This is a genomic window from Bacteroides rodentium JCM 16496 (assembly GCF_000614125.1).
GTDB lineage: Bacteria > Bacteroidota > Bacteroidia > Bacteroidales > Bacteroidaceae > Bacteroides > Bacteroides rodentium.
This window is the reverse complement of record NZ_BAKJ01000006.1, coordinates 1-26,348: the sequence shown is the minus strand read 5'-3', so window position 1 is coordinate 26,348 and position 26,348 is coordinate 1. Positions and strand designations below refer to the sequence as shown.

18 protein-coding genes and 7 pseudogenes are annotated in these 26,348 nt (G+C 45.9%); 10 read left to right on the top strand and 15 right to left on the bottom strand.

The features are described 5' to 3' along the window. The first annotated feature begins 60 nt into the window (after positions 1-60). The 6 genes from JCM16496_RS04005 to JCM16496_RS03980 all read left to right on the top strand — a co-directional run bounded on the left by JCM16496_RS04005 (position 61) and on the right by JCM16496_RS03980 (position 5,229). Positions 61-1,362, top strand: a complete 1,302-nt coding sequence (locus tag JCM16496_RS04005; protein ID WP_159102433.1) for a WG repeat-containing protein — start codon at positions 61-63, stop codon at positions 1,360-1,362. 16 nt (positions 1,363-1,378) lie between these two features. Then, on the top strand, positions 1,379-2,029 hold the full coding sequence (locus tag JCM16496_RS04000; protein WP_128809438.1) for a porin family protein: 651 nt from the start codon (positions 1,379-1,381) through the stop codon (positions 2,027-2,029). Positions 2,030-2,063: 34 nt separating this feature from the next. Beyond that, positions 2,064-3,059: a hypothetical protein gene (locus JCM16496_RS03995; protein WP_025832465.1), complete on the top strand. Its 996-nt coding sequence runs from the start codon at positions 2,064-2,066 to the stop codon at positions 3,057-3,059. A 184-nt stretch (positions 3,060-3,243) separates the two neighbouring features. Continuing rightward, positions 3,244-3,765, top strand: a complete 522-nt coding sequence (locus tag JCM16496_RS03990) for a hypothetical protein (protein WP_128809437.1) — start codon at positions 3,244-3,246, stop codon at positions 3,763-3,765. Between the two features lie 5 nt (positions 3,766-3,770). Further along, complete coding sequence (locus tag JCM16496_RS03985; protein ID WP_025832463.1) at positions 3,771-4,493, top strand: hypothetical protein; 723 nt, start codon at positions 3,771-3,773, stop codon at positions 4,491-4,493. Positions 4,494-4,503: 10 nt separating this feature from the next. Then, positions 4,504-5,229 carry an FHA domain-containing protein gene (locus JCM16496_RS03980; RefSeq protein WP_025832462.1) on the top strand — a complete coding sequence of 242 codons (726 nt, stop codon included), beginning with the start codon at positions 4,504-4,506 and terminating at the stop codon, positions 5,227-5,229. A 69-nt stretch (positions 5,230-5,298) separates the two neighbouring features. Here JCM16496_RS03980 and JCM16496_RS03975 read toward each other — a convergent pair. Continuing rightward, positions 5,299-6,431, bottom strand: a pseudogene (locus JCM16496_RS03975) (DUF2027 domain-containing protein). A 126-nt stretch (positions 6,432-6,557) separates the two neighbouring features. On the opposite strand from JCM16496_RS03975, the pseudogene JCM16496_RS03970 reads away from it, so the two are divergent. Both JCM16496_RS03970 and JCM16496_RS03965 read left to right on the top strand, forming a co-directional pair. Next, a pseudogene (locus tag JCM16496_RS03970) lies at positions 6,558-7,786 on the top strand (S-adenosylmethionine:tRNA ribosyltransferase-isomerase). A gap of 5 nt (positions 7,787-7,791) precedes the next feature. Continuing rightward, positions 7,792-8,307 carry an NUDIX hydrolase gene (locus JCM16496_RS03965; RefSeq protein WP_025832461.1) on the top strand — a complete coding sequence of 172 codons (516 nt, stop codon included), beginning with the start codon at positions 7,792-7,794 and terminating at the stop codon, positions 8,305-8,307. 143 nt (positions 8,308-8,450) lie between these two features. Here the strand turns inward: JCM16496_RS03965 and glmM are convergent. The 11 genes and pseudogenes from glmM to JCM16496_RS21380 form a co-directional block, all read right to left on the bottom strand. Beyond that, positions 8,451-9,838, bottom strand: a pseudogene (glmM, locus tag JCM16496_RS03960) (phosphoglucosamine mutase). Between the two features lie 25 nt (positions 9,839-9,863). Beyond that, a complete protein-coding gene (gene bamK / locus JCM16496_RS03955; RefSeq protein ID WP_025832460.1) occupies positions 9,864-10,466 on the bottom strand; it encodes a BamK family beta-barrel-assembly machinery protein in 603 nt (200 codons plus the stop codon). Between the two features lie 103 nt (positions 10,467-10,569). Continuing rightward, positions 10,570-11,607: a DHH family phosphoesterase gene (locus JCM16496_RS03950; protein ID WP_025832458.1), complete on the bottom strand. Its 1,038-nt coding sequence runs from the start codon at positions 11,605-11,607 to the stop codon at positions 10,570-10,572. Positions 11,608-11,693: 86 nt separating this feature from the next. Further along, a pseudogene (locus JCM16496_RS03945) lies at positions 11,694-13,729 on the bottom strand (ComEC/Rec2 family competence protein). 58 nt (positions 13,730-13,787) lie between these two features. Continuing rightward, the gene (gene rpe, locus JCM16496_RS03940; protein ID WP_025832457.1) at positions 13,788-14,438 is read right to left on the bottom strand and encodes a ribulose-phosphate 3-epimerase; all 651 of its coding nucleotides are present in this window, start codon (positions 14,436-14,438) and stop codon (positions 13,788-13,790) included. 89 nt (positions 14,439-14,527) lie between these two features. Further along, positions 14,528-15,292 (bottom strand): LytR/AlgR family response regulator transcription factor, encoded by a 765-nt coding sequence (locus JCM16496_RS03935; RefSeq protein ID WP_025832454.1) that lies wholly within the window; start codon positions 15,290-15,292, stop codon positions 14,528-14,530. Between the two features lie 13 nt (positions 15,293-15,305). Next, entirely contained in the window at positions 15,306-16,367 is a 1,062-nt protein-coding gene (locus JCM16496_RS03930; protein ID WP_439644513.1) for a sensor histidine kinase, read from the bottom strand. A 45-nt stretch (positions 16,368-16,412) separates the two neighbouring features. Next, positions 16,413-17,312 (bottom strand): efflux RND transporter periplasmic adaptor subunit, encoded by a 900-nt coding sequence (locus JCM16496_RS03925; protein ID WP_025832450.1) that lies wholly within the window; start codon positions 17,310-17,312, stop codon positions 16,413-16,415. Between the two features lie 19 nt (positions 17,313-17,331). Then, positions 17,332-17,856: a TolC family protein gene (locus JCM16496_RS25220; RefSeq protein WP_244440231.1), complete on the bottom strand. Its 525-nt coding sequence runs from the start codon at positions 17,854-17,856 to the stop codon at positions 17,332-17,334. Then, complete coding sequence (locus JCM16496_RS25215; RefSeq protein WP_244440230.1) at positions 17,823-18,443, bottom strand: TolC family protein; 621 nt, start codon at positions 18,441-18,443, stop codon at positions 17,823-17,825. The genes JCM16496_RS25220 and JCM16496_RS25215 overlap by 34 nt, the downstream gene beginning before the upstream one ends. Before the next feature lie 103 nt (positions 18,444-18,546). Further along, a pseudogene (locus JCM16496_RS21380) lies at positions 18,547-21,655 on the bottom strand (efflux RND transporter permease subunit); the annotation flags it as partial. Between the two features lie 16 nt (positions 21,656-21,671). Here JCM16496_RS21380 and JCM16496_RS22630 point away from each other — a divergent pair. Then, positions 21,672-21,995 carry a hypothetical protein gene (locus tag JCM16496_RS22630; protein ID WP_025832447.1) on the top strand — a complete coding sequence of 108 codons (324 nt, stop codon included), beginning with the start codon at positions 21,672-21,674 and terminating at the stop codon, positions 21,993-21,995. A gap of 156 nt (positions 21,996-22,151) precedes the next feature. Here JCM16496_RS22630 and fmt read toward each other — a convergent pair whose 3' ends face one another. From fmt to JCM16496_RS03895, 3 genes and pseudogenes are all read right to left on the bottom strand, one after another. Then, positions 22,152-23,123: a methionyl-tRNA formyltransferase gene (gene fmt, locus JCM16496_RS03905; RefSeq protein WP_025832445.1), complete on the bottom strand. Its 972-nt coding sequence runs from the start codon at positions 23,121-23,123 to the stop codon at positions 22,152-22,154. A 150-nt stretch (positions 23,124-23,273) separates the two neighbouring features. Next, a pseudogene (locus tag JCM16496_RS03900) lies at positions 23,274-25,062 on the bottom strand (chloride channel protein). Positions 25,063-25,070: 8 nt separating this feature from the next. Continuing rightward, entirely contained in the window at positions 25,071-25,634 is a 564-nt protein-coding gene (locus JCM16496_RS03895; protein WP_025832443.1) for an L-threonylcarbamoyladenylate synthase, read from the bottom strand. 346 nt (positions 25,635-25,980) lie between these two features. On the opposite strand from JCM16496_RS03895, the pseudogene JCM16496_RS03885 reads away from it, so the two are divergent. Continuing rightward, positions 25,981-26,348 (top strand): annotated as a pseudogene (locus tag JCM16496_RS03885) (fimbrillin family protein); the annotation flags it as partial.

Sequence of the window (26,348 nt, the reverse complement as noted above, 5' to 3'; positions counted from 1 at the left end):
ATATTGATTCCGGTTATCTGCGATACCATTACCCCTTTCCATGAACATTTAGCATTGGCTTTGGACTACAATACGGACAAATATCAAGTGAAAGGAATCATAAAAGAGCATAATGGAGAGTTTACCAGAATAAACAACAATTATTTCGTGGATAAGTACCTGTTTTTCTCCGATGGGAAATTGGCCGTATGTGATGACAATAACAAATACGGTTATCTGCAACCTAACGGTAATCTCGCCATTGGATGCCAATATGCAAAAGCATATCCTTTTTATATGGGCTTAGCGTGCATACATAAGAACGAAGAAGAGGTGGCATATCTGAAAAATGACGGCAGCGAACTCACCACAGAATTAGAAAGTCAAGGTTATGTATTATTGACCGGAACATCCTTTAATGAAAAGGGTGAAGCCTATGTACAAGGCAAGGCCAGCATGGTGGGGGTAAAACGTTGCATCATCAATAAGAATGGACGCATACTCCGCGAAGCCAAATATTCGGGCACAAAAATAAAGAACTACGAATATCGTAAGTCCATTGTCCTTGAAAACATGAAAAGCAGTTCGGCTCAAAAAGATGAAATCAATATCATCAGTGAACAAGGCAAGTATGGTTTTGCTAACCATAACGGCATTGTAACACCCGTACAATTCGAAGAAGTATCTCCATTCAAAGGAGGATATGCGAGAGTTAAAAAAGACGGAAAATACGGTATTCTCAAATTAGAATCAGGAACTTACAGCGGACAGCTTAGCACCAATATCGTAAAAGTGAAGAACGGGAAATCCGATGAAATCACTTACACAATATATTTACCTTCTGCATATATAGGCAAACAAATTACTTTGCATATAGACGAAGAAAATGGAATGCCTAAGTCTGAAAATTATGTGACTACATCAAATAGGTTGATTCATAACATCACTCCATCCCCCCAAGGAAAGGAGAAGAATAAAACTTTTCATTTTGGGCTGATGGCAGACGGACTTCAATTGTGGAAAGACGAGCAACATATAACTTTCGAATACATAGCTTCCCTTCCGCCCGTTTTATCCGGACCTATTGTCAGCGCAAATTTCAAAATGGACGAAGACGGTTATGTAAGGGCAGACAAATCGAATCAGGTGGAAATATATGCCATGGTGGAAAACAGGTCAACTGAAGTTCTGAACATAACGCTTACTCTGAAAGGAGCAGGAATAATAAGCGAAACGAGAAATTTGTCCATTACTCCCGGAAGCAGTGCAAAGGTAACGACTGTCAGTGAAGCGATAAAAGAGCGCAAGCAGCTGGAAATTACGGCAGAGACATCTACCGGTTTAAAACAAAATAAAGTGATTAAAGTGAAACCATTTATTTAATTTAAAATTTGTAATAATGAAAAAGTTTTTATTTTTCTTGGTTATGACTGCATTTGCAGCCAATCTTATGGCACAAGAGGAAGAAGAAATTCTGCAAACCAATATTGTAGACTCTTCTTATAAAATTTATTTAGGTGCTAAAGCAGGAGTCAATTTCTCTTCCATGAGTGGATTAGATGAAGGTTTTGGCTTGAATCCCAAAAGCGGACTCGGTTATCAAGGTGGACTCGCCGCCAATGTCCATTTTGGCCGCCGTACTTCCAAAAGCCCCGGTGGTACCGGCCTATTTGGTATTCAGGTAGAAGCCATGTATTCACAACGCACTATCAAGACGGATATAGAAGACTTGAAATTAAGCTACTTTGAAGTCCCCGTCTTACTCCAGTATTACCCGATGCCCTCACTCAGCATTGAAGTAGGTCCCACCATTGTCGGTTCTTTAAGCAGTTCGCCCGATGAAATCAAAACCAATAAATTGACAATAGCCACAGGAGAGCTGAAAGGATTTGACTGCATGATTACAGCCGGGGTTGGCTACAAACATAAAAGCGGGTTTACCGCAAGCGCACGCTACAACCTTGGGATGAGCGAATTGGCAGGAAATTTCAACGGAAAAGTAAGCACTGTAACGGTGGCTGTCGGCTGGATGTTCAGCCTGAACAAATAAATCAAGAGATAAACATTAATAAAAAAATATTGATATGAAAAAATATATATTTATGGTGTTCGCCCTTATTGCGGGACTTACATCTTGTACTAATGATGATATAACAATCGGTCAAGGAACAAATTTCAAAATAAATCCCGCAGGTGTCATTGCTCCCTTCACATACGAAATAAATGACGGCGAATTAGAGTCTTTCAGTAATGATCATAAATTAAGGATTCGTTTGCTGATATATAATTCCAAAGGAATATTAGTTGAAGAGGAAACCCAATATTTTGCTAATTACACCTCTCTGATGAATTCTACAAAAAATCTCCCTAACGGCGATTACACAGCTGTAGCAATTTCGGATGTCGTAGAATATGATGGAATTAATGTCGGGACAGAATATTGGATTTTAAGTGAACATACTAATCTCTCAGAAACCACAATAACAGATGCCGGTCTTATCGGATTACATTATAAGATTTTAGGATGTACAAGTTCAAAATTCACAATCAGAGGTGAATCCAGCGAAGACATTGTAATGAATATCACTCCTGCCGGTGCACTGATTTGTGCCGCCTTCATGCACATGGATGCTTATACAGGTATAGAACTATATGGTCTTGAAATGAATAGAAGCAGTGACCACATCACATTTGATAATAATGGAAATTATGAATCGTCTATACAGAACAACAACGGTTCCTATGATTGGTGGTTAGGCAAATCATACGCTGAATTTGTCAACGATTATGACTACTATTTCATTTTTCCTATGAACAATGTCGGGTTTAGGTTTGTTTATGGAACGGAAACTGGCAATACAGTTTTAACAGCCCCCATAGTAATAAGTGCCAAAGCCGGTGAAGAATATTTATTTTATTTAGACCTCAACGATGACAAAGGAAAAATAGAATATGGTTGCGAACTAGTCAATACACGCACCAAATCCAATATAGCTCCAAAGTCTATTATAAGCACTCAATTCACTAAAAATCATTTTGATAAAAAACAAAGAATACAGCTAAAAAATCTTCTGAAATAAAATTGCATGAATAGAAATCTCCATTATAGTGGGATATTTCTATCATCCTGCAATAGCTCTTCCAGCAATGAAAACCCATTGTTGGAAGAGCCAGCCAGCAACAATTATAGTGCTGCCCCGGTCTCCTTTTACAAACCCCGGTTATCATATCAAGATAGATTTTCTTAGTATAAATACCATTCATATGAAACTAAAACAATTACTTATGTTCGTATCGCTGATGCTGGTTGCATTAGAGGTAAACTCTACTATTGTACAAAAAATATTTTTGAAAAATGGTTCTGAATTATGTGGCTATATTTCAATGCAACGTCCCGGCAAAAACTTTTCTTTTACTGCCGAGCAAGCCATTATTTTCATGCCTGGAAAAGACACGAAGTCTATCGTTGACCACGATATCAATATCAAGCATTTATCACCGACCTGGATAAAATGGGCAGAAGAAAACGATGCTTTTATTGGCATTGGAGACAACCGTATATTAACACTGAGTGACATTGTGACCGATAAAAATACTATCAATCGTGTCCGTATTCTTGAGAAAGGAGCTAAAATCAAATATTTAGACATGAACAACAGTTCATACTCTCTTAATTGGGACACTATAGCTGTAGTCAAAGCCGATATACGAGGAAAGACAGCCCTCACTGGATTAATCGCATCTATAAGCTTGAAAACGGGCAGGAATATGAAGGACAATATGTAGAAGAAGTGCCGGGAAAGACATTAAGCCTGTTCCGTGACAACGGCGTGGTTGAAGTATTTGAAACCAGTAAGGTGGTAAAATACTCCATGCGCAAAATCAATCCGAATCAAGATTTATTTGAACAAAGCGAATTGTTAGACATCATCCAGCTAAAAGAAAACAAAGGTTCACTGAAAGGGATTATCATAGAACAGAACTTCAGTGATATACCCACAGACAATTTCCTTCTCTTACAAACCGAGAACGGAAATACTCAAAGTGTGAAACTGGCAGATATAGAAGAATATAGAAAGGAAGTGAATCCTAAATTCAAACCATTGTTTGACATTTTATTAAGAGAAGGAGAACTTGTTGTAAATCGTCAACAGACAAATATACTGAAAGCAACAGAAGAAGGCTCGTACATCACTTTATCTGAAGACACATGCCTTGTTGTATTGGAAAAGGAACAGCCAGTCAACGAAATTACTATTGAAACACGATTCGCGGACAATGTTCAAAATATGTCTTTAGAAATAGTAAAAGTAAAGAAATACACAGACAAGAAAAAGAAGAAAAGCTTTCTTGGATTCACATTTGAGGATATTGTAAAAACAAATATTCAACCACGCCTCGTACAGACAAGTGTAAACAAGACTACCAGATTTGAATACAGCATTCCCGATAAAGGATTATATGCTATTTATGACCCCATCGGAAAAACTATTATACCATTCAGAATTAAATAGCCGCAAAAAAATGATACAAAGGGAAGTGACGATAGGCAGGGCACCGAATAGTGACATTCTATATAATCAGAATTGCGTTCATGTAAGCAATGCTCATGCCGTGATTTATTCAAACGGGAATCAGCTTATATTTAAAGATACCAGTACAAATGGTACCCTTATCAACAACATGCAGATACATCACCAATCTACGATTATCAATTACGGTGATGCCATTTTACTGGCAGGAAAATACCCATTGGCATGGGAAAAGATTGAGATATTTTTTCCACAGGAGAAAAGGCATTCCACTCAATTCAATGAGGGATACAATCCTAATGTAAAAAGTAAAACCATAATAAATCCAACCTATCAATCACAAGCAGCATATACTCCTCCTATCTTAAATGAGCAAAAAGCATATACCAACAATGACAATAATGTAAATATAGAAGTAGAAATTACCCGATTTAATTGGGGAGCTTTCTTCCTTTATCCACTGTGGGGGTTCGCCAACGGCATGTGGTGGCTTTTTCTTATATCAATCTTTTTCGGCTGGCTCTTCCCTATCACCAACCTTATATTCGGAATCATGGGATCCAAATGGGCTTGGCAAAATAAGCAGTGGCGTAATCCGGAACATTACATAACAGTTCAAGACAGTTGGAAAAAATGGGGTATAGGCATATTTTTAGTGAATGTATTCCTCTCCATCCTTTTTGTCATAATATTGATGGCAATGGCATCGGCTTTTTAAAAATCAGGAAACAATTATGCCGGGAACAAACGAATGTAAAATGATTTGTTTATTCCCGGCACGATTGCCCTATTTTATCGTCACCATCGTCGCCCCAAACCCATACTCCTGGAACGAAGCATCCTGATGGCGGCAATTGGAATATTTACGTTTCAGTTCATCCAACAGCGCTTTACGAAGCACGCCATCCCCCTTTCCGTGAATAAAGACAATACGCTGTTCACGCTTGTTCTTGTACTGTTCCATCACTTCACGGAACTTGTCCAGCTGATAATTCAATATTTCGCTGTTGCTCATGCCGCGGGTGTCGTCCAGCAACTCGCCGATATGCAGGTCAATCTCGACAATCCCATTCTTGCCGCCACGCTTGATGACCGTCTGCGGTTTGGACGGAGTATCTGCCGTTTTTTTCTGTATCAAGGCCTCCTTCAGTTCTTCTGCCGAAACATACACCTGCTTGGCTGGCTGGTCATTCCGGACAATATCATACATCAAGGCAGGTGTTTCAAAGAAATCAGTCTGCTGGAAGGTATGCAGTTTATAGAACTTCACCATATCTATGCGGAGTTCCACATTGACAGCCGGTTTCATGGCAAACGAGCGGTTATCCTTGAATGCCACCAGCTGCACCATCACACGCTCGCGGTCGTTCAATTCGGACTTTTCGAACTCCTCCAGCAGAAGTTTCGTATTCGGCTCTATCACGCCGTGCGAACGGACTGTCCAGGACTTTCCTTCGGCACTCGAATAGGTGTAATACATATAATAGTTACTGTCGTTCACCAAATATGCCTCAAAAGGTGTAGTGCTGACAGCCTTGATATCCTCCGGGACAAAAGCCAGAAAAACATTCAGGATATCCCCGCCTTTCATCTCAGGCTGGCGATAGACGGATATCTGCGGTTTCTCCAAACGGCCCGGTCGGGGTTCGGAAACATTTGGAGCGGCTGCGGCAGATGTTCTTGCTGCGGCAGATTCAATAGGTGCTTGCCGCTCCTCTTCTCTTCGCTTCTTGGCGGCAGCTTCGCTGCCGGAGTGGGGATATTATAATCATCGGTCTCTATCACCACACATTCGTTTATAGGCATCGGTATATCAAAACCGTCGGCATCTTCCACCAACACGATGTTTTTCCCTTGAAATCCGGTCACTGTGCCGCCCCCCACTTCGCTGAGGAAACGGACTTTATCTCCTATCTTCATAGTAACTTATCTTTTAGTTTGTCTTTTCCTACTTTCTTCCTGCAAAGTTAGGAATTATTTCCCTTATTCTTCAAATCTTCCAAATATCCGTACCTTTGCAGCCGATATAATAAAGAGAAAGCCATCATGAAAGAAGACCCCAGACATATCAGAATCAGCGAGTTCAACTACCCTCTGCCGGACGAACGCATTGCAAAGTTCCCATTATCCGTACGCGACCAGTCCAAACTGTTATTGTATCGCCACGGAGAAGTTTCAGAAGACAGATTCGCTTCACTGCCGGAGTATCTGCCATCGGGAAGCCTGATGATATTCAACAATACCAAAGTCATCCAGGCACGCCTGCATTTCCGGAAAGAAACGGGAGCACTGATTGAAGTCTTCTGCCTGGAACCCATACAGCCGAACGACTACGCCCTCAACTTCCAGCAAACCGAGCATGCCGCCTGGCTCTGCATGGTCGGCAACCTGAAAAAGTGGAAGGAAGGCATGCTGAAACGTGAGATGACCGTGAAAGGCCAGCCACTCACTCTGACCGCCGAACGGGGCGCGTGCCACGGCACCAGCCATTGGGTGGACTTCCGCTGGAATAATCCGGAAGTGACTTTTGCCGACATTCTCGAGGTCTTCGGTGAATTGCCCATCCCCCCTACTTGAACCGGGAGACCCAGGAAAGTGACAAGGAGACTTACCAGACCGTCTACTCCAAAATCAAAGGTTCGGTGGCTGCCCCTACAGCGGGACTGCATTTCACCCCACGCGTATTGGACGCATTGCGCAATAAAGGAGTAGAATTGGAAGAACTGACACTCCATGTGGGAGCCGGAACCTTCAAACCGGTGAAAAGCGAAGAGATAGAAGGGCACGAAATGCATACGGAATACATCTCTGTTTCGCGCAATACATTGGAAAAACTCATAGCACACGGCGGCAAGGCAGTGGCCGTAGGAACAACTTCAGTGCGCACATTGGAAAGCCTCTATCACATCGGAACCACTTTACTGAATAATCCGGAAGCCACAGAGGAAGACTTGCACGTCCGCCAATGGCAGCCTTATGAAATGTCTGCCAAAGCTGCCGTCCCCTCTGCTGTGGAAGCCCTGCAAGCCATTCTCGCCTATCTGGACAGACATAGCATGGAGGCTCTGCATACCAGCACCCAAATCATCATCGCTCCGGGATATGAATACAAAATCGTGAAGGCGATGGTGACTAATTTCCACCAACCGCAAAGTACCTTGCTGCTGCTCGTATCGGCTTTCGTACATGGTGACTGGCAAAAGATTTATAACTATGCACTGGCACATGATTTCCGCTTCCTGAGCTATGGAGATTCATCATTATTAATACCCTAAGCACAATGAACCACGATAACAATCAAGAAATGTTCCCCCTTGTCGACGAACAAGGCAACATCACAGGTGCCGCCACCCGTGGCGAATGCCATAACGGTAGCAAACTGCTGCATCCGGTAATCCATCTTCATGTATTCAATTCCAAAGGTGAGTTGTATCTACAGAAACGTCCCGAATGGAAAGACATACAGCCGGGGAAGTGGGACACCGCCGTAGGCGGACACGTCGATTTAGGTGAAAGTGTAGAGATGGCGCTGAAACGCGAAGTACGCGAAGAACTCGGCATCACGGATTTTATTCCCGAAACAGTGACACACTACCTCTTTGAATCTGCCCGCGAGCGGGAACTCGTCTTTGTACACAAAACAGTCTATGACGGAGAAATCCAGCCCAGCGACGAACTGGATGGAGGACGTTTCTGGAGCATCGATGAAATAAAAGAAAACATCGGGAAAGGAATATTCACGCCCAACTTTGAGGGAGAGATAGAGAAAGTCATCTCCGGCATCTCTACCCAATAACCGAAACATAACATCAGGCGCGGATTACGCAGAAAAACGCGGATTATACAAATCAAATCCGTGAAAGCTGCGTAATCCGCGCCTAAAAGAAACATGAAGAGGGTGTCGCCACCCTCCATTCATTGTATATCTACTTGACGATTTTATTTCGCCAAATCTTCAATCACCTTCATAATCTGCTGACCTATCTCCTCGGCAGCCTCCGGTGTGGCAGCCTCGCTATAGACACGGATAATCGGTTCCGTATTGCTCTTACGCAGATGAACCATTTATCGGGGAAGTCAATCTTCACACCGTCTATATCATTGATTTCTTCATTCTTATACAGCTCCTTCACCTTGGCAAGAATAGCATCTACATCTGTTTCAGGAGTCAAGTCTACACGATTCTTTGCCATGAAGTATGCAGGATAGGATGCACGGAGTTCGCTCACCTTCTTACCTTCGTGTGCCAGATGGCTCAAGAACAAGGCAATACCTACCAAGGCATCACGTCCATAATGGCTGGCCGGATAGATTACCCCACCGTTTCCTTCGCCACCGATAACGGCACCTACTTCCTTCATTTTGGTAGTCACATTCACTTCACCTACGGCGGACGCGTAATATTCCTGCCCATACTTGCGGGTTACGTCGCGCAAGGCACGGGTCGAACTCAAATTGGATACCGTATTGCCCGGAGTATGTTTCAATACGTAGTCGGCAACAGTAACCAGCGTATATTCTTCACCGTACATCTTGCCGTCTTCGCAAATCATTGCCAGGCGGTCTACATCAGGGTCTACAACAAATGCAACGTCTGCCTTTCCACCTTTCATCAGGTTCATGATGTCGCCCAAGTTCTTTTCCAGAGGCTCGGGATTATGCTGGAAGTTACCGGTCGGTTCGCAATAGAGCTTCTCTACGTGCTGAACACCAAGCTGCTCGAGCAGCTGCGGCAGGATGATACCGCCCACAGAGTTCACGCAGTCGATGGCAACACGGAAGTTCGCCTTTCGGATGGCTTCCACATCTACGAGGTCGAGCGCCAATACGCTATCGATGTGCTTCTGGTTGTAGCTTAAATCCTGACGGTACGAGCCGAGTTGGTCCACTTCGGCATAGCAGAATTCTTCGGCGGCGGCAATGCGGAGCACTTCCTGGCCTTCGGCAGCGTTCAGGAATTCGCCCTTCTCGTTCAGCAGTTTCAACGCATTCCACTGCTTGGGATTGTGTGAGGCAGTCAGGATAATACCTCCACTGGCACCTTCCATGGTGACGGCCAGCTCGGTAGTCGGAGTAGAGGCCAAGTCAATGTCCACTACATCCCAGCCCATACCCATCAAGGTACCGACTACTACGTTCTTGACCATCTCACCGGAAATACGGGCATCACGTCCCACTACAATTTTGTTACTTTTTACAGTACACGTCTTGCGAATCAAGGTAGCATAAGCTGAAGTGAACTTCACAATGTCGAGCGGATTCAATCCCTCGCCAGCACCACCGCCAATAGTTCCGCGGATTCCAGAGATAGATTTGATTAGAGTCATAGGTTAATGATTTAAAATTTATAGGTTAGTTCCAAATTTGGAGTTTATGTATGTCGTAATAATAGGGATATACTTGTTGCATGGCATTCTGATGCCCCATCTTGGAAGGAACAATCAACTTCACATGTGCTCCGTCACGAATATAATTCAACGCAACCAACCAGCCTGCAGGTACAGACGAGCCATGATATACAAGCATATAGCCTTGTGTAAAAAGCCCGGCAATGGATGAAGAAGTAACCGTATATCTGAATTCATCCACAACAGTCGGATTGTTCAAATTAGATGAAGTCACCGCTTCTTCTATCAGCCCATATTCTTCATAACGCACCAAAACCAAATCATTCGGTTTTATTGTATCCGCAGGATTCGTCGAACCTTTATCCACAATCTGCATATATACCCCGCTTGCCAGCTGCACATACTCATTCCTGCTTACATCCGTTGTCGAATCTTGCGCATAGAACTCACTTTGAGAAATAACGACAATGCTACTGTCTTTGATAAATGCTTTGATGGCATCTTTTTCTTCCTCAAGCATTTCGGCATAGGTTTTAGAATTATCGCATGCCTGGAAGGCAAAACAAACTGCAAGTAAGGCAAAAAAGAATAAAGTAAGTTTCTTCATTTCTGTTATTTAGTAATTTCGTACAAAAGTATCTGATTTCCTTGAAAGTTGAAAGCTGCGGATAGAAAGTTCGTAACTTTTAACCTTTACAACCGAACTTTTTTTATCCTTTGGCATTCAGCAGCGGTTTGTATTTCTCCAAAGCTTGCTCAAAGACCTTGCGGGCCTCATCCATCGTTCCATAAAATTCACCGCCGGAAGCATTCAAATGACCGCCGCCGCCAAAGAACTCGGCAGCCAGCTGATTGCAAGGGAATGTACCGACCGAACGTAAAGAAATCTTTATCATCGGCTTCTCCGTATCTTCACGCAGGAAGCAAGAGAAAATCACCCCTTTGATGCTTAAAGGAATGTTCACAAATCCCTCACTGTCTCCACGCACATAGTCGAACTGGCTTTGTTCGGCTTTAGTCAAGGAAATTAAGGCTGCATGATAGTCCGGATAGACTTTCATTTGTGACAAGACATATCCCATCAAGCGCAAGCGGCTTTCAGAGTAGGTATTGAACACCTTGCGATAGATGGCATCTTTGTCAATGCCTTTCGACAAGAGTTCGCTAATAATGAAATAGATTTCCCGGTTATTGGAATTATAGGTGAACCCGCCGGTATCGGTCATCATGCCCGTATAGATACATTCCGCACCTTCCTTTGAGATGTCACTGAAATAGCCCATACGGCAAATCAGACGGAAAACCAGTTCCGAAGTGGAAGATATCTCCGGATGGGAAATGATAATCTTGCAGAAATCCTCCGGATGGAGATGATGGTCTATCAGTATTTTTCTTGCCGGGGATGCAAGAACAGCGTCACCCATGGCATCTATACGATGGACAGCATTAAAGTCCAGACAACAAATAACATCCGCCTCGGCAATCAGCTTGTCGGCAAACTCCTTGTAACGGTCGTACAGAAGGACGTCCTTGCTCCCGGGCATCCATTTCAAGAAGTCGGGGAAGGCGTTCGGCACAATAACATTCGCCGTCTTTCCCTGCGAATTGAGGAAATGCCACAAGCCCAGAGAAGAACCGATGGCATCCCCGTCGGGACCCACATGCGAAACGATTACTATCTTGTCTGCACGGTCAAACCATTTGGTGAAATGGTCTATCTTGGATTGTTCTATTACTTTGGTCAACATATATTTATTTACTATTTGACGATTGACTATTTACTATTTGGCGTTTATAACAAATTGAAGCGGCAAAAATACGAAAAGTTTGTGATTTATAACAATATGCGGTAAGAACCTTTTTGAGAAAGAAGAAGATAGGGAATACCCAAGCGAACGCAATCATCGGCAATCTTATTCTGATAATAGTCTGAAAGAGAAGCGTCGAGCGCCACCATGCCTATGGAAAAGAGCGGAGTAAGTTCCTCTATCCCACCTTGGTATCCTTTGGAAATATATAGGTAATCAACAGTAAGGGGACGGGAAGACTTCTTGTTCCGCCAACGGTTGTCGGAAAGAAGGCAGATGCGCTTGCCGGCGTAAGAGACAATCTGGTTGCGCATGGATAAGCCGGAAGTGGTATAATCTCCGGTAACCAGTCGGGGAGTCTCCAGACGCAGGCGGTTCCAATGCGGAGAAAGGGCACGGCACAGACGCGGCATATCCGGCAAGCTATCGGCACATGCCAACCAAGAATGACGGTTGTCTGCCATACAATGGACAACGGGACAACCTCGCACGCTATAAAAAGCAATCCCCCGCCGGGGAGCATTGGACATGATGGAGAGGGAATGCCAGGAAACCACTGCCAACAACGCCAGCAACGCCAGGCAGACTCTACGTACCGTAAGGCGCAGAAAGCCATAATATGCCATCCCCAAGAACAGATAGACGAGCAAAACGCCCCATATATCCAGCCAGATGCCATCGACAGCAGCACCGGGAAGATGCTCTATCCGGCAAAGCACTTCATTCTGGCATGCACCAATGCCTCTACGACCCTTGCAAACAGATGTTGTACAAAAGGCAACGGCGTAAGCAGCAACAGGAATACCGCCGAATACAGCACGAGCGACACCATGGGAATTACCCAAAGATTAGTCAGCAGGAAATGAGTGGAAAAACGGGAAAAATAGAAAATGACCAAAGGGGCCGTACCCAGCTGAGCTGCCACAGACACTGTCATAAGTCCCCACAAATATCGCAGGAAACGATTGTCGACCTTCCAAAGGGCATATAACTTAGGCTGTACAAGTACAATAGCTGCAACCGCCGAGAATGACAACTGAAAACCGACATCAAACAACCAGACCGACTTGCACAGCAGCATCAGGAAAGCAGTTGCCGCCAGCGTATTCAGAGTCAGCGGTTTTTCCGGCTGCAAACCGGCAAAAGCCAACAAAGAGAACATGACGACCGACCGCACCACCGAGGAGGACAATCCCGTGAAAAAAGCAAAACTCACCAGGAAAAGGACAAGAAGCAAAAGCAACAAAGGTTTCAACCACCGCCATCGCCCCCACAAAGGGCGAAGTACAAGCAAGAGCAAAGCATACAGAAAACCTATGTGCAACCCCGAAAGTGCCAGTACATGGCTGGCTCCCGAGACGGAGTAGGTCTCCACAATATCATCGCTCAGTTCCTCTTTATCCCCCACTGTCAACGCAGCAAGTACCGCCAATTCATCAGCTTCAAACCCCAAACTCCGATATAAGCCAACCACTTTCTCCCTATAATCCAGTGCCACCTGGCTGACAGTGCGAGAGGCATCATGCCCCGTCTTCCGCCAATGTCCGTCAGCCACGTAAGCCGTGCCGCTATAGCCTTTCCGCCTCAGGTAGCGAGCATAGTCAAACTCGTCGGGGTTACCATTGTTCGCCGGAGGAACAAGCCGGACAGATACCATCAACTCATCACCACGGCGCAAAGTGGCCGTAGCAGAATCTTTCGGAAAATAAGCCAGAAAAAGATGATTCCGGGGGCAACCCGTAACAGTATCCTGCTCTACCTCTCCCAGCAGGGCAACCCTGCACAATATGCTGCGCTCCCTCTCTTCGGGATGCTCGCGGATACAAACCCTATAAACAGCAGGTTTGCCCGAAAAGGGAAATACCGTCTTTCCCTGCTGCCAACTCATCAAGCAGAACCCCGTACCACCCAAGAAAAGGTATACCGCCGCTCCATACACCCATCCGGTATGCTTGTATCTACCTATAATAAAGAGAAAAAGCAGAAAACCTGCCACATACTCCCATGCAGAAAGCACGTGTGGAAACGCATCTCCACACAAAATACCAACTACCAACGGCATCAACAGTCGAAGGAAAGGATGCCGTTGCCAGCTGTCGATTATCAATCCAGAAGACGGATTACAGATTCCTTAATGCACGGATGGCCTCCTGCGGGTCGGGAGCCGAGAAAACGGCATTGCCAGCCACCAGTACATCTGCTCCAGCCTCTACCAGACGCGAACCGGTGTCCAAGTTTACGCCACCGTCCACTTCTATCAAGGCTTGCGAACCGGTAACCGTAATCAATTCACGCAACTCGCGCACCTTGTCAAGAGAATGCTCTATGAACTTTTGTCCACCGAAGCCGGGATTTACGCTCATTATCAGCACCATGTATACATCATTAATAATATCCTTCAACAAGGACACGGGAGTTGCCGGATTAATCGTTACTGCCGGCTGCATTCCTGCTTCGCGGATTTGCTGCACCACGCGGTGCAGATGCGGACAAGCCTCGTAATGCACATTCATGACATGTGCTCCCAGAGCCTTCACCTCCGGAATAAACTTCTCCGGCTGTACAATCATCAGATGTACATCCAGAGGCTTCTGCGACAGTTTTGCCACATACTTCAGTACCGGGAATCCGAAAGAAATATTAGGGACAAACACACCGTCCATGATGTCGATATGTACCCACTCCGCCTCACTTTCGTTAATCATTTCAATGTCTCGTGCCAGATAACCAAAATCGGCAGAGAGAATAGAAGGGGATATGATTGGTTTCATAATGTTATGTTCTAATGGTTATACCTTTATGTTGTACAAATGTAGACAAAAGATTCCATTCATCCTAATATTCCCCCATCAACCTATAGTCAACGTTCTCCGGCAAACCATTCTTTGAACTCTCCTACCCGTGCCTTACTTACCACAATTCTTTCGGGTGCAGCCACATACAGATTAATGGCCAAACGGTTATTGAACCATAAATCAATATCTTTCACGGCACCTCTGGATATCAAATACTGACGGTTGGCACGGAAAAAGAGAGAGGGATTCAGGCATTCCGCCAATTCATCCATTGTCTGGGTAAGAACATAACCCTTTCCTTCCGAAGTCACTGCCTTTACAATTCCGTCTGCTATGTAGAAATAGGAAATGTCCTCCACCGACAAAGGTAAAAGCTTGTCACCTTTTACCGGAATCAGAAAATGAGTCTTATAGCTTTCCTCCCTCTTCAAGTTCTGTATCAGTTTCAGAAAGTCCAATTCATCCAAACGTTCCCTATGCAGATGTTTTAATTTGGCAAGTGCCGCTTCCACTTCCTCCTGCCCAATAGGTTTCAGCAGATAGTCAATGCTGTTCACCTTAAATGCACGCAACGCGTATTCATCATAGGCAGTCGTAAAAATAACCGGACATGTAATATCCACATGCTCGAAAATTTCAAAAGCCGAGCCATCAGCCAAATGAATATCCATGAATACCAAGCCAGGCATAGGATGTGTAGCAAACCAGTCGACGGCATCCACCACGCAATCCAAAGTTCCGGTCACTTCCATGTCGGGAGCGACCAGTTTCAGCACCGCTGTCAAATTGCGGACAGCCGCCTTTTCATCTTCTATAATCAGCACCTTCATAACATCTCCATTTTCATGATTTTACAAGCGGGATACACACGCTGAACTTCCCGTCCGACTCCGTTATATGTATCTCCTTGCCCAACAACAAACAATAACGCCTGGAAAGATTGGACAACCCGACTCCCGTACCCGGAGGGGTTGCACGCCGAGGCTGTAAATCATTGTCTATACAAAGGCGAATGTCCTTTCCATCTGGAGACACCATTGTCTTGATTTCTATTGTCAACGGTTTGCGGTTACTTATCTCATTGTGCTTGATGGCATTTTCCACCAACGTCTGTATGGAAAGCGGAGGCAGGCAATATTCCATCATACGTTCGTCTACTTCTATCTTAAAGTGCAGATTGTCCTCATAGCGCATCTTCATCAAGAAGATATAGGCATCCACAAAATTCATTTCTTCGCGAAGGGTAACGGTATGTGTATCATTCTCCTGAAGCGTATAGCGTAACACGCGGGATAACTCACGGATATAGTCCTGGGCCTTTTCCGGACTTTCTCGCACCAGGGACTGAAGCGTATTCAAAGAATTGAACAACATATGGGGATTCAACTGATTCTTCAGTGCCTGGTACTGGTTCTGAATATTCTCGGCAACGAGTTTCCCATTCTGCAACAACACCTCCTGCCGCTCCCGTATCAGATAACTGATATAGCAAGTTCCCGTCACAATCAGACTAATAATGAAATCGCGTACCGGATGCAGATAGTGATGCACCATCGCATCAATCGCCGGAATCTGGAAATTACGGTGCATATAGACAAACAGCTCACCCAGCAACTTGCTCAACAGCCATGTCAGCACAAAGGAGGCAAACACTTTCCACCATGATATGTGTACCGCCGGGTTATTGAACCCGAACAAGAATGTATTCACCGTAAAAAGAATCAGCAACGAAAGAAAAGTGTACCCTACTTCAAACAATACATCCACCGGAGACATCCCAGGAAACAAAGTCTCCTGCTCCAATGCGTCCGTCAGTGACACCAGCTCCGGAAAATGTATCAAAAAGCCAACGACAAACGATACAAGTACCGTCAGCTGGATATACTTCTTATTCGCTTCCACCATTCGTAATTTCATTTTCATTCTTCCGCAAAGATAATCATTCTCCCTCTATTCCTTTTCCATTCTGGCAGATACATACATGCCGGGACGGAACAAAGGGCTGGTGTCCGAGACCTTCGCATAAAGTTCGATAGAACGGTTGGCATCGTCCACCTGCTGACCGATGGAAACCAGGATGGCGTGGAAAGTAGTCTTTCCCAGTCCGTTCACACGAAACTGCATGCGGCTGCCGACTTTCATTCCTACGAGGTCTTTCTCATAGGCTGTAAGGCGTACCATGGTCTGGCTCTTATCTATAATATCGCAAATAGGGGCGCCGGCATCCAGATATTTGCCCAGATTGGCCTGCACATTCCCTATATAGCCATTGATGGGTGCCTTCACCTCAATGTACGGACGGATACCGCCGGCAGACAGTTCCTCCGGCTCCACTCCCAACAAGCGCAACTGTGCAGCTGAAGCTTGCAGGCGGCTCTTCATAGACAGATAATCGGCCTTGCTTTGCTGGAACTTCTTCTGTGAAGCAGCTTCCTGACGCGAAAGATTCTGTTGACGCCGATATTCAGCCTCCAGATATTCCAGTTGTGCCTGACTATCCAGATAAGCCTGCTGTAAATCGATAAAATCCGGGTTTTCTAAAGTACCCAATACGGTACCTTTACGAACATAAGTGCCCGGAAGCAATGCCAAATCTTTCACAATCCCTCCCATACTAAGTGCCACGGTAGCTAAATTTCGGGGAGGAATGACCAGTGTACCATTGAATGAAGCAGGATTGGCAATGGCGGTTGCCGAGGTCATACCGTCCACTTGTACAGTATCTGTTGTTTCCCTCACTACGGTAGCCGTATCCGGCATCGGATTGGCAACAACCGTTTCAGGATGTTTATTCGAAGAGTTGCAGGATGCCAACAGCAAAACAACAACAAGAAAATCTATCTTTTTCATATTATATATAGATGTGTTATTAATGATACAATTCGTATTCCAAAGCAGCCACATTATACTGATACACAGCCTCAATATACCCTTTCTTAATCTCCCGTGCCGCATTCATGCTTTGAACATACTCTGTGATGTCCGTTTCACTCTCGCGGAACTGCAAGTCGGCGGTACTTACCAGGTTGTCCGCTTCCCTAAGGGCAGTAGTGGTATAAAAGCGTATACTTTCTCCGTAACGTCGCAAAGTGGCACGTAATTCCTGTACCCGGTTACTCAATTCACGGGCATTGGCATCGGCTTGTGTTTGCGCCATATTGCGTTCAAACTTCGCCTGACGGATTTTACTGCGTTGCGGCAAAAACCAAACGGGAAACGACACACCGACCATCCAGGAATCCAAGCCCTTGTCCGGAAGAATATTCTGGCGAACATACCCTACGGACAACTCCGGAAAGAAACGGCTACGTGCAATGTTCAGCATCGCTTGCTTTTCGTCAACCTGGCTGTGGAAATAGTTCAGATGGGCAGACGAAAGCGGCAGGCTATCCACCTAACGGGATAAAGCCGGACGGATGTTTCGTCCGGTGTGACGGGAACATCCGAATAGCATACCCATTGCAGGCGGGATGCGGCAAGCTTCAACTCCTCGGTAGCCTGAAACAATTTATTGCGCATGTCCGCAGCAATCGTAGTGGTCATGCTTTTCTCAAGCAACGTGATATCCCCTTGTTGGTAACGCAGTTCTCCGGCTTGCTGCAAACGGTCTGCCCACATGCTCTGCTCCCGGTACATGTCCCGAAGATTGTAAGCATACAAATAATAGGCCCAGGCACGCTTCACTTCCGCTTTCACTTCTTTTTCTACCATTTGTTTGTAATAATTGCCCGTTGCCACTTGCCTGTTTACAAGTGCATTCTTGTAGAAAGGTGCCAAAATGGAACCTATCGGCTGGGTGACAGCCGTTTCCTTATCCTTCCGTTCTGTCCCGTTCAGTTGTCCCCATGAATAACTGAATTCGGTAGACGCCAATTCCACAACTTCGCCACGAGCAGCCCGTATGCGTTTGACATCCGTCGCAGCAATCCGCAGGCGGGGATTATTCTGTACAGCCATCTCAATGGCATGCTCCAGGCTCATCGTTTGCGCTTCCTGGGCATTGGCCCTATCGGGAAACTACACAGCAAGAAGAAGGACACCGCAAAACCAAACCATTTTTTCATTTTACCATGACGTAACATAACCGTTGAATTTACAATATGATAGAATACGGGAATTATCAACAGAGTCAACACCGTGGAAACAAGCAACCCTCCTATGACCACCGTTGCCAACGGACGTTGGACCTCCGCCCCTGCCGAAGTAGCAATTGCCATAGGTACAAACCCCAACGAAGCAACCAGTCCCGTAAGGAACACCGGACGGAGCAGATGGGAACAACTTTCACGGATGATACGCGAAGTGGTCATGCTATAACGTGTACTCCTACGCACCCCGTTGAAATGATTAATCATCAGAATACCGTTGAGTACCGCCACGCCGAACAAGGCTATAAATCCTACGCCCGCCGATATACTGAACGGCAGTCCGCGCAACCACAAGGCCAAGATTCCGCCAATCAACGACAAAGGTACCGTGCTGAACACCACCAATGTATAAGTAACTGACTTGAATGCGAAAAAGAGCAACAGCAGAATCAGCGACAAAGCTACCGGAACCACCACCAACAAGGTGTTAATGGCATTCTGCAGGTTTTCAAACTGCCCTCCATAGGAGAAATAATAACCGGGCTTCAAACTGATATTCTGTTCCAGCGTATGCTGAATATCGTTCACTACCTGCTGAATATCGGCCCCACGCACATTTACCCCTATCACAATGCGACGCTTCGTCGCATCACGGTTAATCTGCAAAGGACCGTCCACCAAGTCAATGGTAGCCACCTCGCTGACGGGTATCTGTATACCGTCCGTAGTGCGCACAAAGAGTTTGTCAAGATTCAAATCCTTCACTTTGTCATTATCCAGCCGGAGCACAAAGTCGAAACGACGTTCATTCTCAAAAACCACTCCGGCACTCTCGCCCGCATAAGCCGTGCGGACAATGGTATTCAACTCTTCGATATTGATGCCGTAACGGGCTATTTTCGCACGGTTATACTGTACCACCAACTGGGGCAATCCCATGGCCTGCTCCACAATTACATCGGAAGCACCGGGAATCTTCTCCACAAACCGGGCAACTTCCTTCGCCTTACTATAAAGTTCCTCCATGTCCTCTCCATAAAGTTTGACAGCAATGTCTGCTTTTGCTCCCGTCATCAATTCGTTGAAGCGAAGCTGGATGGGTTGCGAAAAATTGAATTCGGCACGGTCCGAAAGCGGTTCAAGGGCAGCTTTCATCTTCTCCACCATCTCTGCACGGCTCGAAGCGCTGGTCCATTCCTTAAAAGGTTTCATCACAATCATCACATCGGCATCTTCCACCGCCATCGGGTCTGTAGGCACCTCTGCCGTACCAATCTTGGCAACCACGTGTCTGATTTCGGGGAACTCCTTCTTCAAGGCTTGTTCCGCCAAACGGGACACTTCAATGCTTTCGGTCAACGAACTGCCCGCAGGAAGCGTCATCTGCATGGCAAAATCACCTTCGTCCAAAGTCGGGATAAACTCTGCCCCAAGCTTAGTGAATAGGAACAAGCTGATTGCCAATGCCAGAAAAGCCGCAGAAACCGTAATACGCACATGATGCAGGCACCATTCAAGCGCCCGTTGATACCCCCGGTTCAGCTTTTCAAAGAAATAATCGGCAAAGACCTTTTTGTCCTTGATAGTCCGCTTCAAGAAAAGGGAAGCCATCATGGGTACATAGGTAAGGGAAAGCAGCAAGGCTCCTATAATACAGAACACCAATGTCTTTGCCATAGGAGTAAAGTATTTGCCTTCAATTCCCGTCAAGGTCAATATGGGGAAAAACACAATCAGGATGATGAGAACGGCAAAAGTGGCGGAACGCATCACACCCCCTGCGCCATTTTCCACTTCCCGGTTCATCTCTTCTTGCGACAATGTACGCCCCCGGAAACGGCTACCATAGATATGAGCCAAAATACCTTCCAAAATAACAATAGAGCCATCCACTACAATACCAAAGTCTATTGCGCCCAAACTCATCAGATTGGCTGAGACACCGAAAATACGCATCAGTATAAAAGCGAAAAGCATGGCAAGCGGAATGACCGAAGCCACTATCAGCCCGGCACGTACATTGCCCAAGAAAATGATAAGTACCAGAAACACAATGACTGCACCTTCTATCAAATTGCGGATAACAGTAGAGATATTACGGTTGACCAGCTCCGAACGGTTCAAATAAGGTTCGATACTGATACCTTCGGGAAGCATCTTCTGCACTTTCTCCACACGTTTTTCCAGTTCTGTGGTCACCACATTGGCATTAGCTCCCTTCAGCATCATGGCTATACCGCCCACACATTCGCCGGTGCCGTCCATAGTCATGGCGCCGAAACGCTTGGCACTGCCCAAACGCACCGTAGCCACATCACTGATATGGATAGGAATGCCGTTACGGTTGGCCACAACAATACGTTCAATGTCCTTCAGACTGCCAATCATACCCTCGGAACGTATATAATAGGCACGGTTCACCTTTTCAATATAGCTTCCACCGGTGTTCTGGTTATTGCGGTTCATCGCCTCGAAGACTTCACCAATAGTTATATTCAAAGAATAAAGAGCATCCGGGTCAACCGCCACTTCATACTGTTTCAGGTATCCCCCGAAACTGTTAATCTCTACAATACCGGGAATGCCGGACAATTGGCGTTTCACAATCCAGTCCTGGATAGTGCGCAATTCCATCGCATCATACTTATCCCGATATCCGGGAGCCACATTGAGCGTGTATTGATAGATTTCGCCCAAGCCGGTCGTCACGGGCATCAGTTCCGGTGTACCCAGTTCCGGGGGGATTTCCCCGGACACAGTCTGTATTTGCTCATTGATGAGTTGCCGTGCTTGTAAAGTAGGCACACTTTCCTTGAAAACAACCGTCACCAAAGACAGACCGAAACGACTGACCGAACGGATTTCCTCCACATTCATAATATTGCTCATCGCAATTTCTACGGGAAAAGTAATCAACTGTTCAACTTCCTGTGGTGCCAACGTGGGTGAAACAGTCACAATCTGCACCTGATTGTTGGTAATATCCGGTACCGCATCAATGGGTAACGTAACCATTGCATAAATTCCTCCGATAAGGAGAAAAAGTGTCGTCAATCCGACGAACAATTTCTTTCTGACAGAAAAACGTACTATTGCATTAAACATTTTTATCGGGTTTTAAATGACGGAAGCAAATGTAGAGAATTCCAAAGTACCGGGACAGAAAAAAGAAGTGAAGCGGAATAAATGGGAAATGAAGCAGAAAAAGAAGAAGGCAAGACAGCCTCTCACCCCCTTACTGCAAACTTACTGCACACCTGTTACAGTGGCACTGCAAACGGGTTGCAGTCGTACTGCAAAGCAGTTACAGTGGCACTGCAAAGCAGTTGCAGTCGTACTGCAAAGCAGATTGCAGCGTCACTGCAAAAAGGATGCAGCAACTTTGCAGTGGACATACAGTAACTTGACAGTGAGGAGTCAGGACTTCAAAGTATGGAGATATTGACTATGCACAAGGGTGAGGGCAATCTTTGCCCTCACCCTTTAAAATTGCCCTCACCCACCTCTGCAACACCGATGAATAGGGAAGTGCAGAGAAAGGGTGAGGGTAGTGAGGGTGGAATGATAAAACTGTATTCAGTATGAGCGGATATTGAGAAGATTATTTCATCCTATACTCTTCCGTCAACCGGAAGCCGCGTAGCAGTTCATCCGTTTTCAGTCTCTTCTTGCCCGGAAGCTGGAGGGAGCGGATGCCGACAAAGCCATCTTCGGCAGCAACGCGGATATAGGTCTTCCCGTCTGTCTGCAAGGTTCCGGGAGCCAGTTGATGGGATTCCCCTATCTTTTCCGTCTCGAAGATTTTTACCACAACAGATTCTCCACCGGGTTGGACCAGCTCCGTCCAAGCGGCAGGATAGGGAGAAAGACCGCGTACAAAATCGTAAATACGCTTCACCGGGCGGTTCCAGTCAATACGACAAGTATCTTTGAAGATTTTCGGTGCCGGACGCAGTTCACCCACGACGGCCATTTCTTCTTGAGGAATACTTTTCACCGTACCGGCAAGAATGGCATCTACGGTTTCTACCACCAGGCGACCGCCCAACAGCATCAGTTTGTCGTGAACGATACCCACGTCGTCCGTATCGGCAATGGGTACCCGTACCTGCTGAATAACCTCACCGGTATCAATCTCATGTTTCAGAAAGAAAGTGGTGATGCCCGTTTCCGTATCACCATTAATCACCGCCCAGTTGATAGGGGCTGCGCCGCGATACTGCGGAAGCAGGGAAGCATGCAAGTTGAAGGTGCCCAATCGCGGCATGTTCCATACCACCTCCGGCAACATACGGAAGGCAACGACTATCTGCAAATCGGCCTTCCATGCACGCAACGCCTCCACAAAAGCCTCATCCTTCAGCTTCTCCGGCTGAAGAAGCGGAAGATTATGTTCCAGTGCATACTGTTTCACCGGAGAGAATTGGAGCTTATGCCCCCGTCCGGCAGGCTTGTCCGGCATCGTAATGACACCCACCACATTGTAGCCTCCTTCTACCAGGCAACGAAGAGCCTCCACCGCAAAATCGGGAGTCCCCATATAGACTATTCTTAAATCTTTCTTTTCCAACACCATTATTATTTACTATTTACCATTTACAATGTACCATTTGCGAGGCTGCTCAGGTGCCCATTTACTCATTTACAATTTACAATGTACACACACACACGCATTACCCCGAATGGCCAATTGTACATTGTAATTGGTAAATTGTACATCCCCTCAGTCTTCGGAGAAATGTACCAATACTTCACGGTACGAGTTGAATATCTTCGACTTGGACACGAAGCCCAAGTATTTGTTTTCCGCATCCACCACCGGCAGATTCCACGCCTTCGTATCATCAAAGGTGCGCATCACCTGCTCCATACTGTCCGTATCATACAGACGTGCCGGAGCCGAAGTCATCAGTTTTCCCACCGTGAAGCGATGATATAACTCCTGGCGGAACATAATGTTCCGGATATCGTCCAACAGGACAATGCCAATCAGCACCCCTTCCTTGTCCGTCACGGGAAAGACATTGCGATGCGAGGCGGAAATAGCCTTTACCAGTTCACCCAAATCCATTTCGGGATGCACGGTCACAAAATCCTTTTCCACCACATTCTCCATCTTCATCAGGGTAAGCACGGCCTTGTCCTTATGGTGTGTAAGCAGCTCCCCCTTCTTGGCCAAACGCATGGAGTAGATACTATGAGGCTCAAACATGATGATGGTAAGATAGGAACTGACGGAAACAATCATCAGTGGCAGGAACAGGTCGTATCCTCCCGTAAGCTCGGCTATGAGGAACACGCCGGTCAGCGGAGCGTGCATGACCCCACTCATGACCCCTGCCATTCCCATCAAGCAAAGTTCTTCTCGGCAGATAAGCCGTCATCTCTATTTCATTGCTGAAATGTGAAAAGACAAAACCGGCAATACACCCCAGATACAACGAAGGTGCGAAGATACCGCCGCAACCACCACCGCCATTCGTGGCACTCGAGGCAAAGACCTTGAACAGAATAATCAGTATGAGGTATATCAGCAACAGATTGCCGTGTCCGTAGAAGAAGGAATTATTCATCACCGTGTCCCACTCGGCATTGCTCATCCCATTCAGCAACAACTCTATCGTATCGTAACCTTCGCCATACAACGGAGGAAAAAGGAATATCAGGATACTCAGCATGGCACCGCCCATTATCAGCTTCTTATAGGGAGTTCTCAACCTTCCGAACACGCCTTCCACAGAGTTCATGGCCCGGGTGAAATAAAGGGAAACCAATCCGCAGAAGATACCCAGCATAATGACATACGGAATACGCTCCAATTCGAAAGCTTGGTCCAGGTGGAATTTGAACATGGCATCCGTACCCGTCACGATATAGGAGACAGTTGCAGCCGTCACCGCAGATATCAGCAACGGCAACAAGGAGGACATTGTCAAATCTATCATCAGCACCTCCAGCGTAAATACCAGACCGGCAATCGGTGCCTTGAAAATGCCTGCAACCGCACCGGCAGCACCACATCCCACCAATAGCATCAGCGTACGATGCTCCATCTTGAAGATGGTTCCCAGATTGGAACCGATAGCCGAACCCGTCAGCACAATAGGCGCTTCCGCCCCGACCGAACCACCAAAACCGATGGTAATGGAACTGGCTATGATGGACGACCAAGTGTTATGCCGTTTGATGCGTCCCTGCCGCCGCGAAATGGCATATAGTATTTTGGTAACACCATGACTGATGTCGTCCTTCACCACGTAGCGTACAAACAATCCGGTCAGGAAGATACCCACTACCGGATAGACCAGATAAAGGTAGTTGGCCTCCGTCGCATTGAAATTGTCCGTCAGGAAGTTCTGTATCCAGTGTATGATGACTTTCAGTATCAGTGCGGCGAATGCCGTAAAGATACCTACAAGGAAACTGAGAATCAGTATGAACTGCTTTTCCTTGATATTCTTTTCGCGCCATATGATGAAGCGCTGCAACAAACCCCTCTTGTCCTCTGCCATTTTCCCTTTTATTCGCGAATAATCTTAATGACTCCGCCCTTGCCCAACTTGATGATGCTGGACGGTTTCGGGCGTCCCGTTTCCTCCTGGCGGTATCCTACTATATAATCCACCGCCGACTTGATGTCTTCACTTATTTCACTGAAGTTGCCGGGAGACGGTTGTCCGCTGACATTGGCAGAAGTAGAGACTATCGCCTTACGGAACTGCTGGCAAAGCCGCTTCGAAAATGCCTCACCGGTGACGCGGATACCTACACTGCCATCTTCGGCAAGCAAGTTGGGAGCCAGATTACGCGCTCCGGAATAAATGATAGTAAGGGGCTTGTCAGCCAGTTCTATCAAATCCCAGGCAACCTCCGGAACATCCTGCACATAGAAATCCACCTTTACCGGGGAATCTACCAATACCAGCATCGCCTTACTGTCAGAGCGTTGCTTGATTTCATATACACGGCGCACCGCTTCTTCATTGGTTGCGTCACAACCTATGCCCCAAATTGTATCTGTCGGATACAGAATTACCCCGCCTTCGCTCATCACCTGGCAGGCTTTTTTAATGTCTTCTATCATTTCTTGATATATAAGTTCACGGATTAGCATGCAAAAATAGTGTTTTTGTTCGAAAGTGAGAAGTTTTGTTTTGGTATATTCTCAGAGCCTGTTTAAATTTTCCATTTAAACAGGCTCTAAAAAGAACGGACTTAAAGAACCGCCCTATGAATGTACAGCCTTTCATAAATGCCCATTCCTTCAAGGAAATCGGTGAAAGACGAAACATAGAAAAGTTTTCCAAATAAAAGAACTCAAATAGCAAAACATCTCCTTGGCCATATTGTTATAATAGCAAAAGTGCAAGTTTAGTAATAACAGCCCTTTCAATTTAAAACGATTAATGAACAATTAAAAACCTTGACGTATGAAAAAGTTTATACTAATAACAATGGCTGCAACCCTTATGGCCGGTTGTAGCACCGATGAAGAGAACGAATGTGTTCCCCCAAAAAACGAAGCTCCTGTTGAAATCACAGTAAGTGCAGGTGTATCGAGTATCCAAACAAAAGGTCCGGTAAACACTGGCCAATCTGTCACTGCCAACTTTGTAGCTTCTGCAAGCAGCGGTGACTATAGTACCGGCTTATGGACAGCGACCGGAACCTTTACCGCTTCGAGCACGGCCTCTGCCGCTTTTTCGCTCACTCCCGCGCAATATTACCCTACCGACGGCAGTACAGTCTATATCAAAGGATACTATCCCCAAGGAACATTATCCGGCAACCTAAAGTC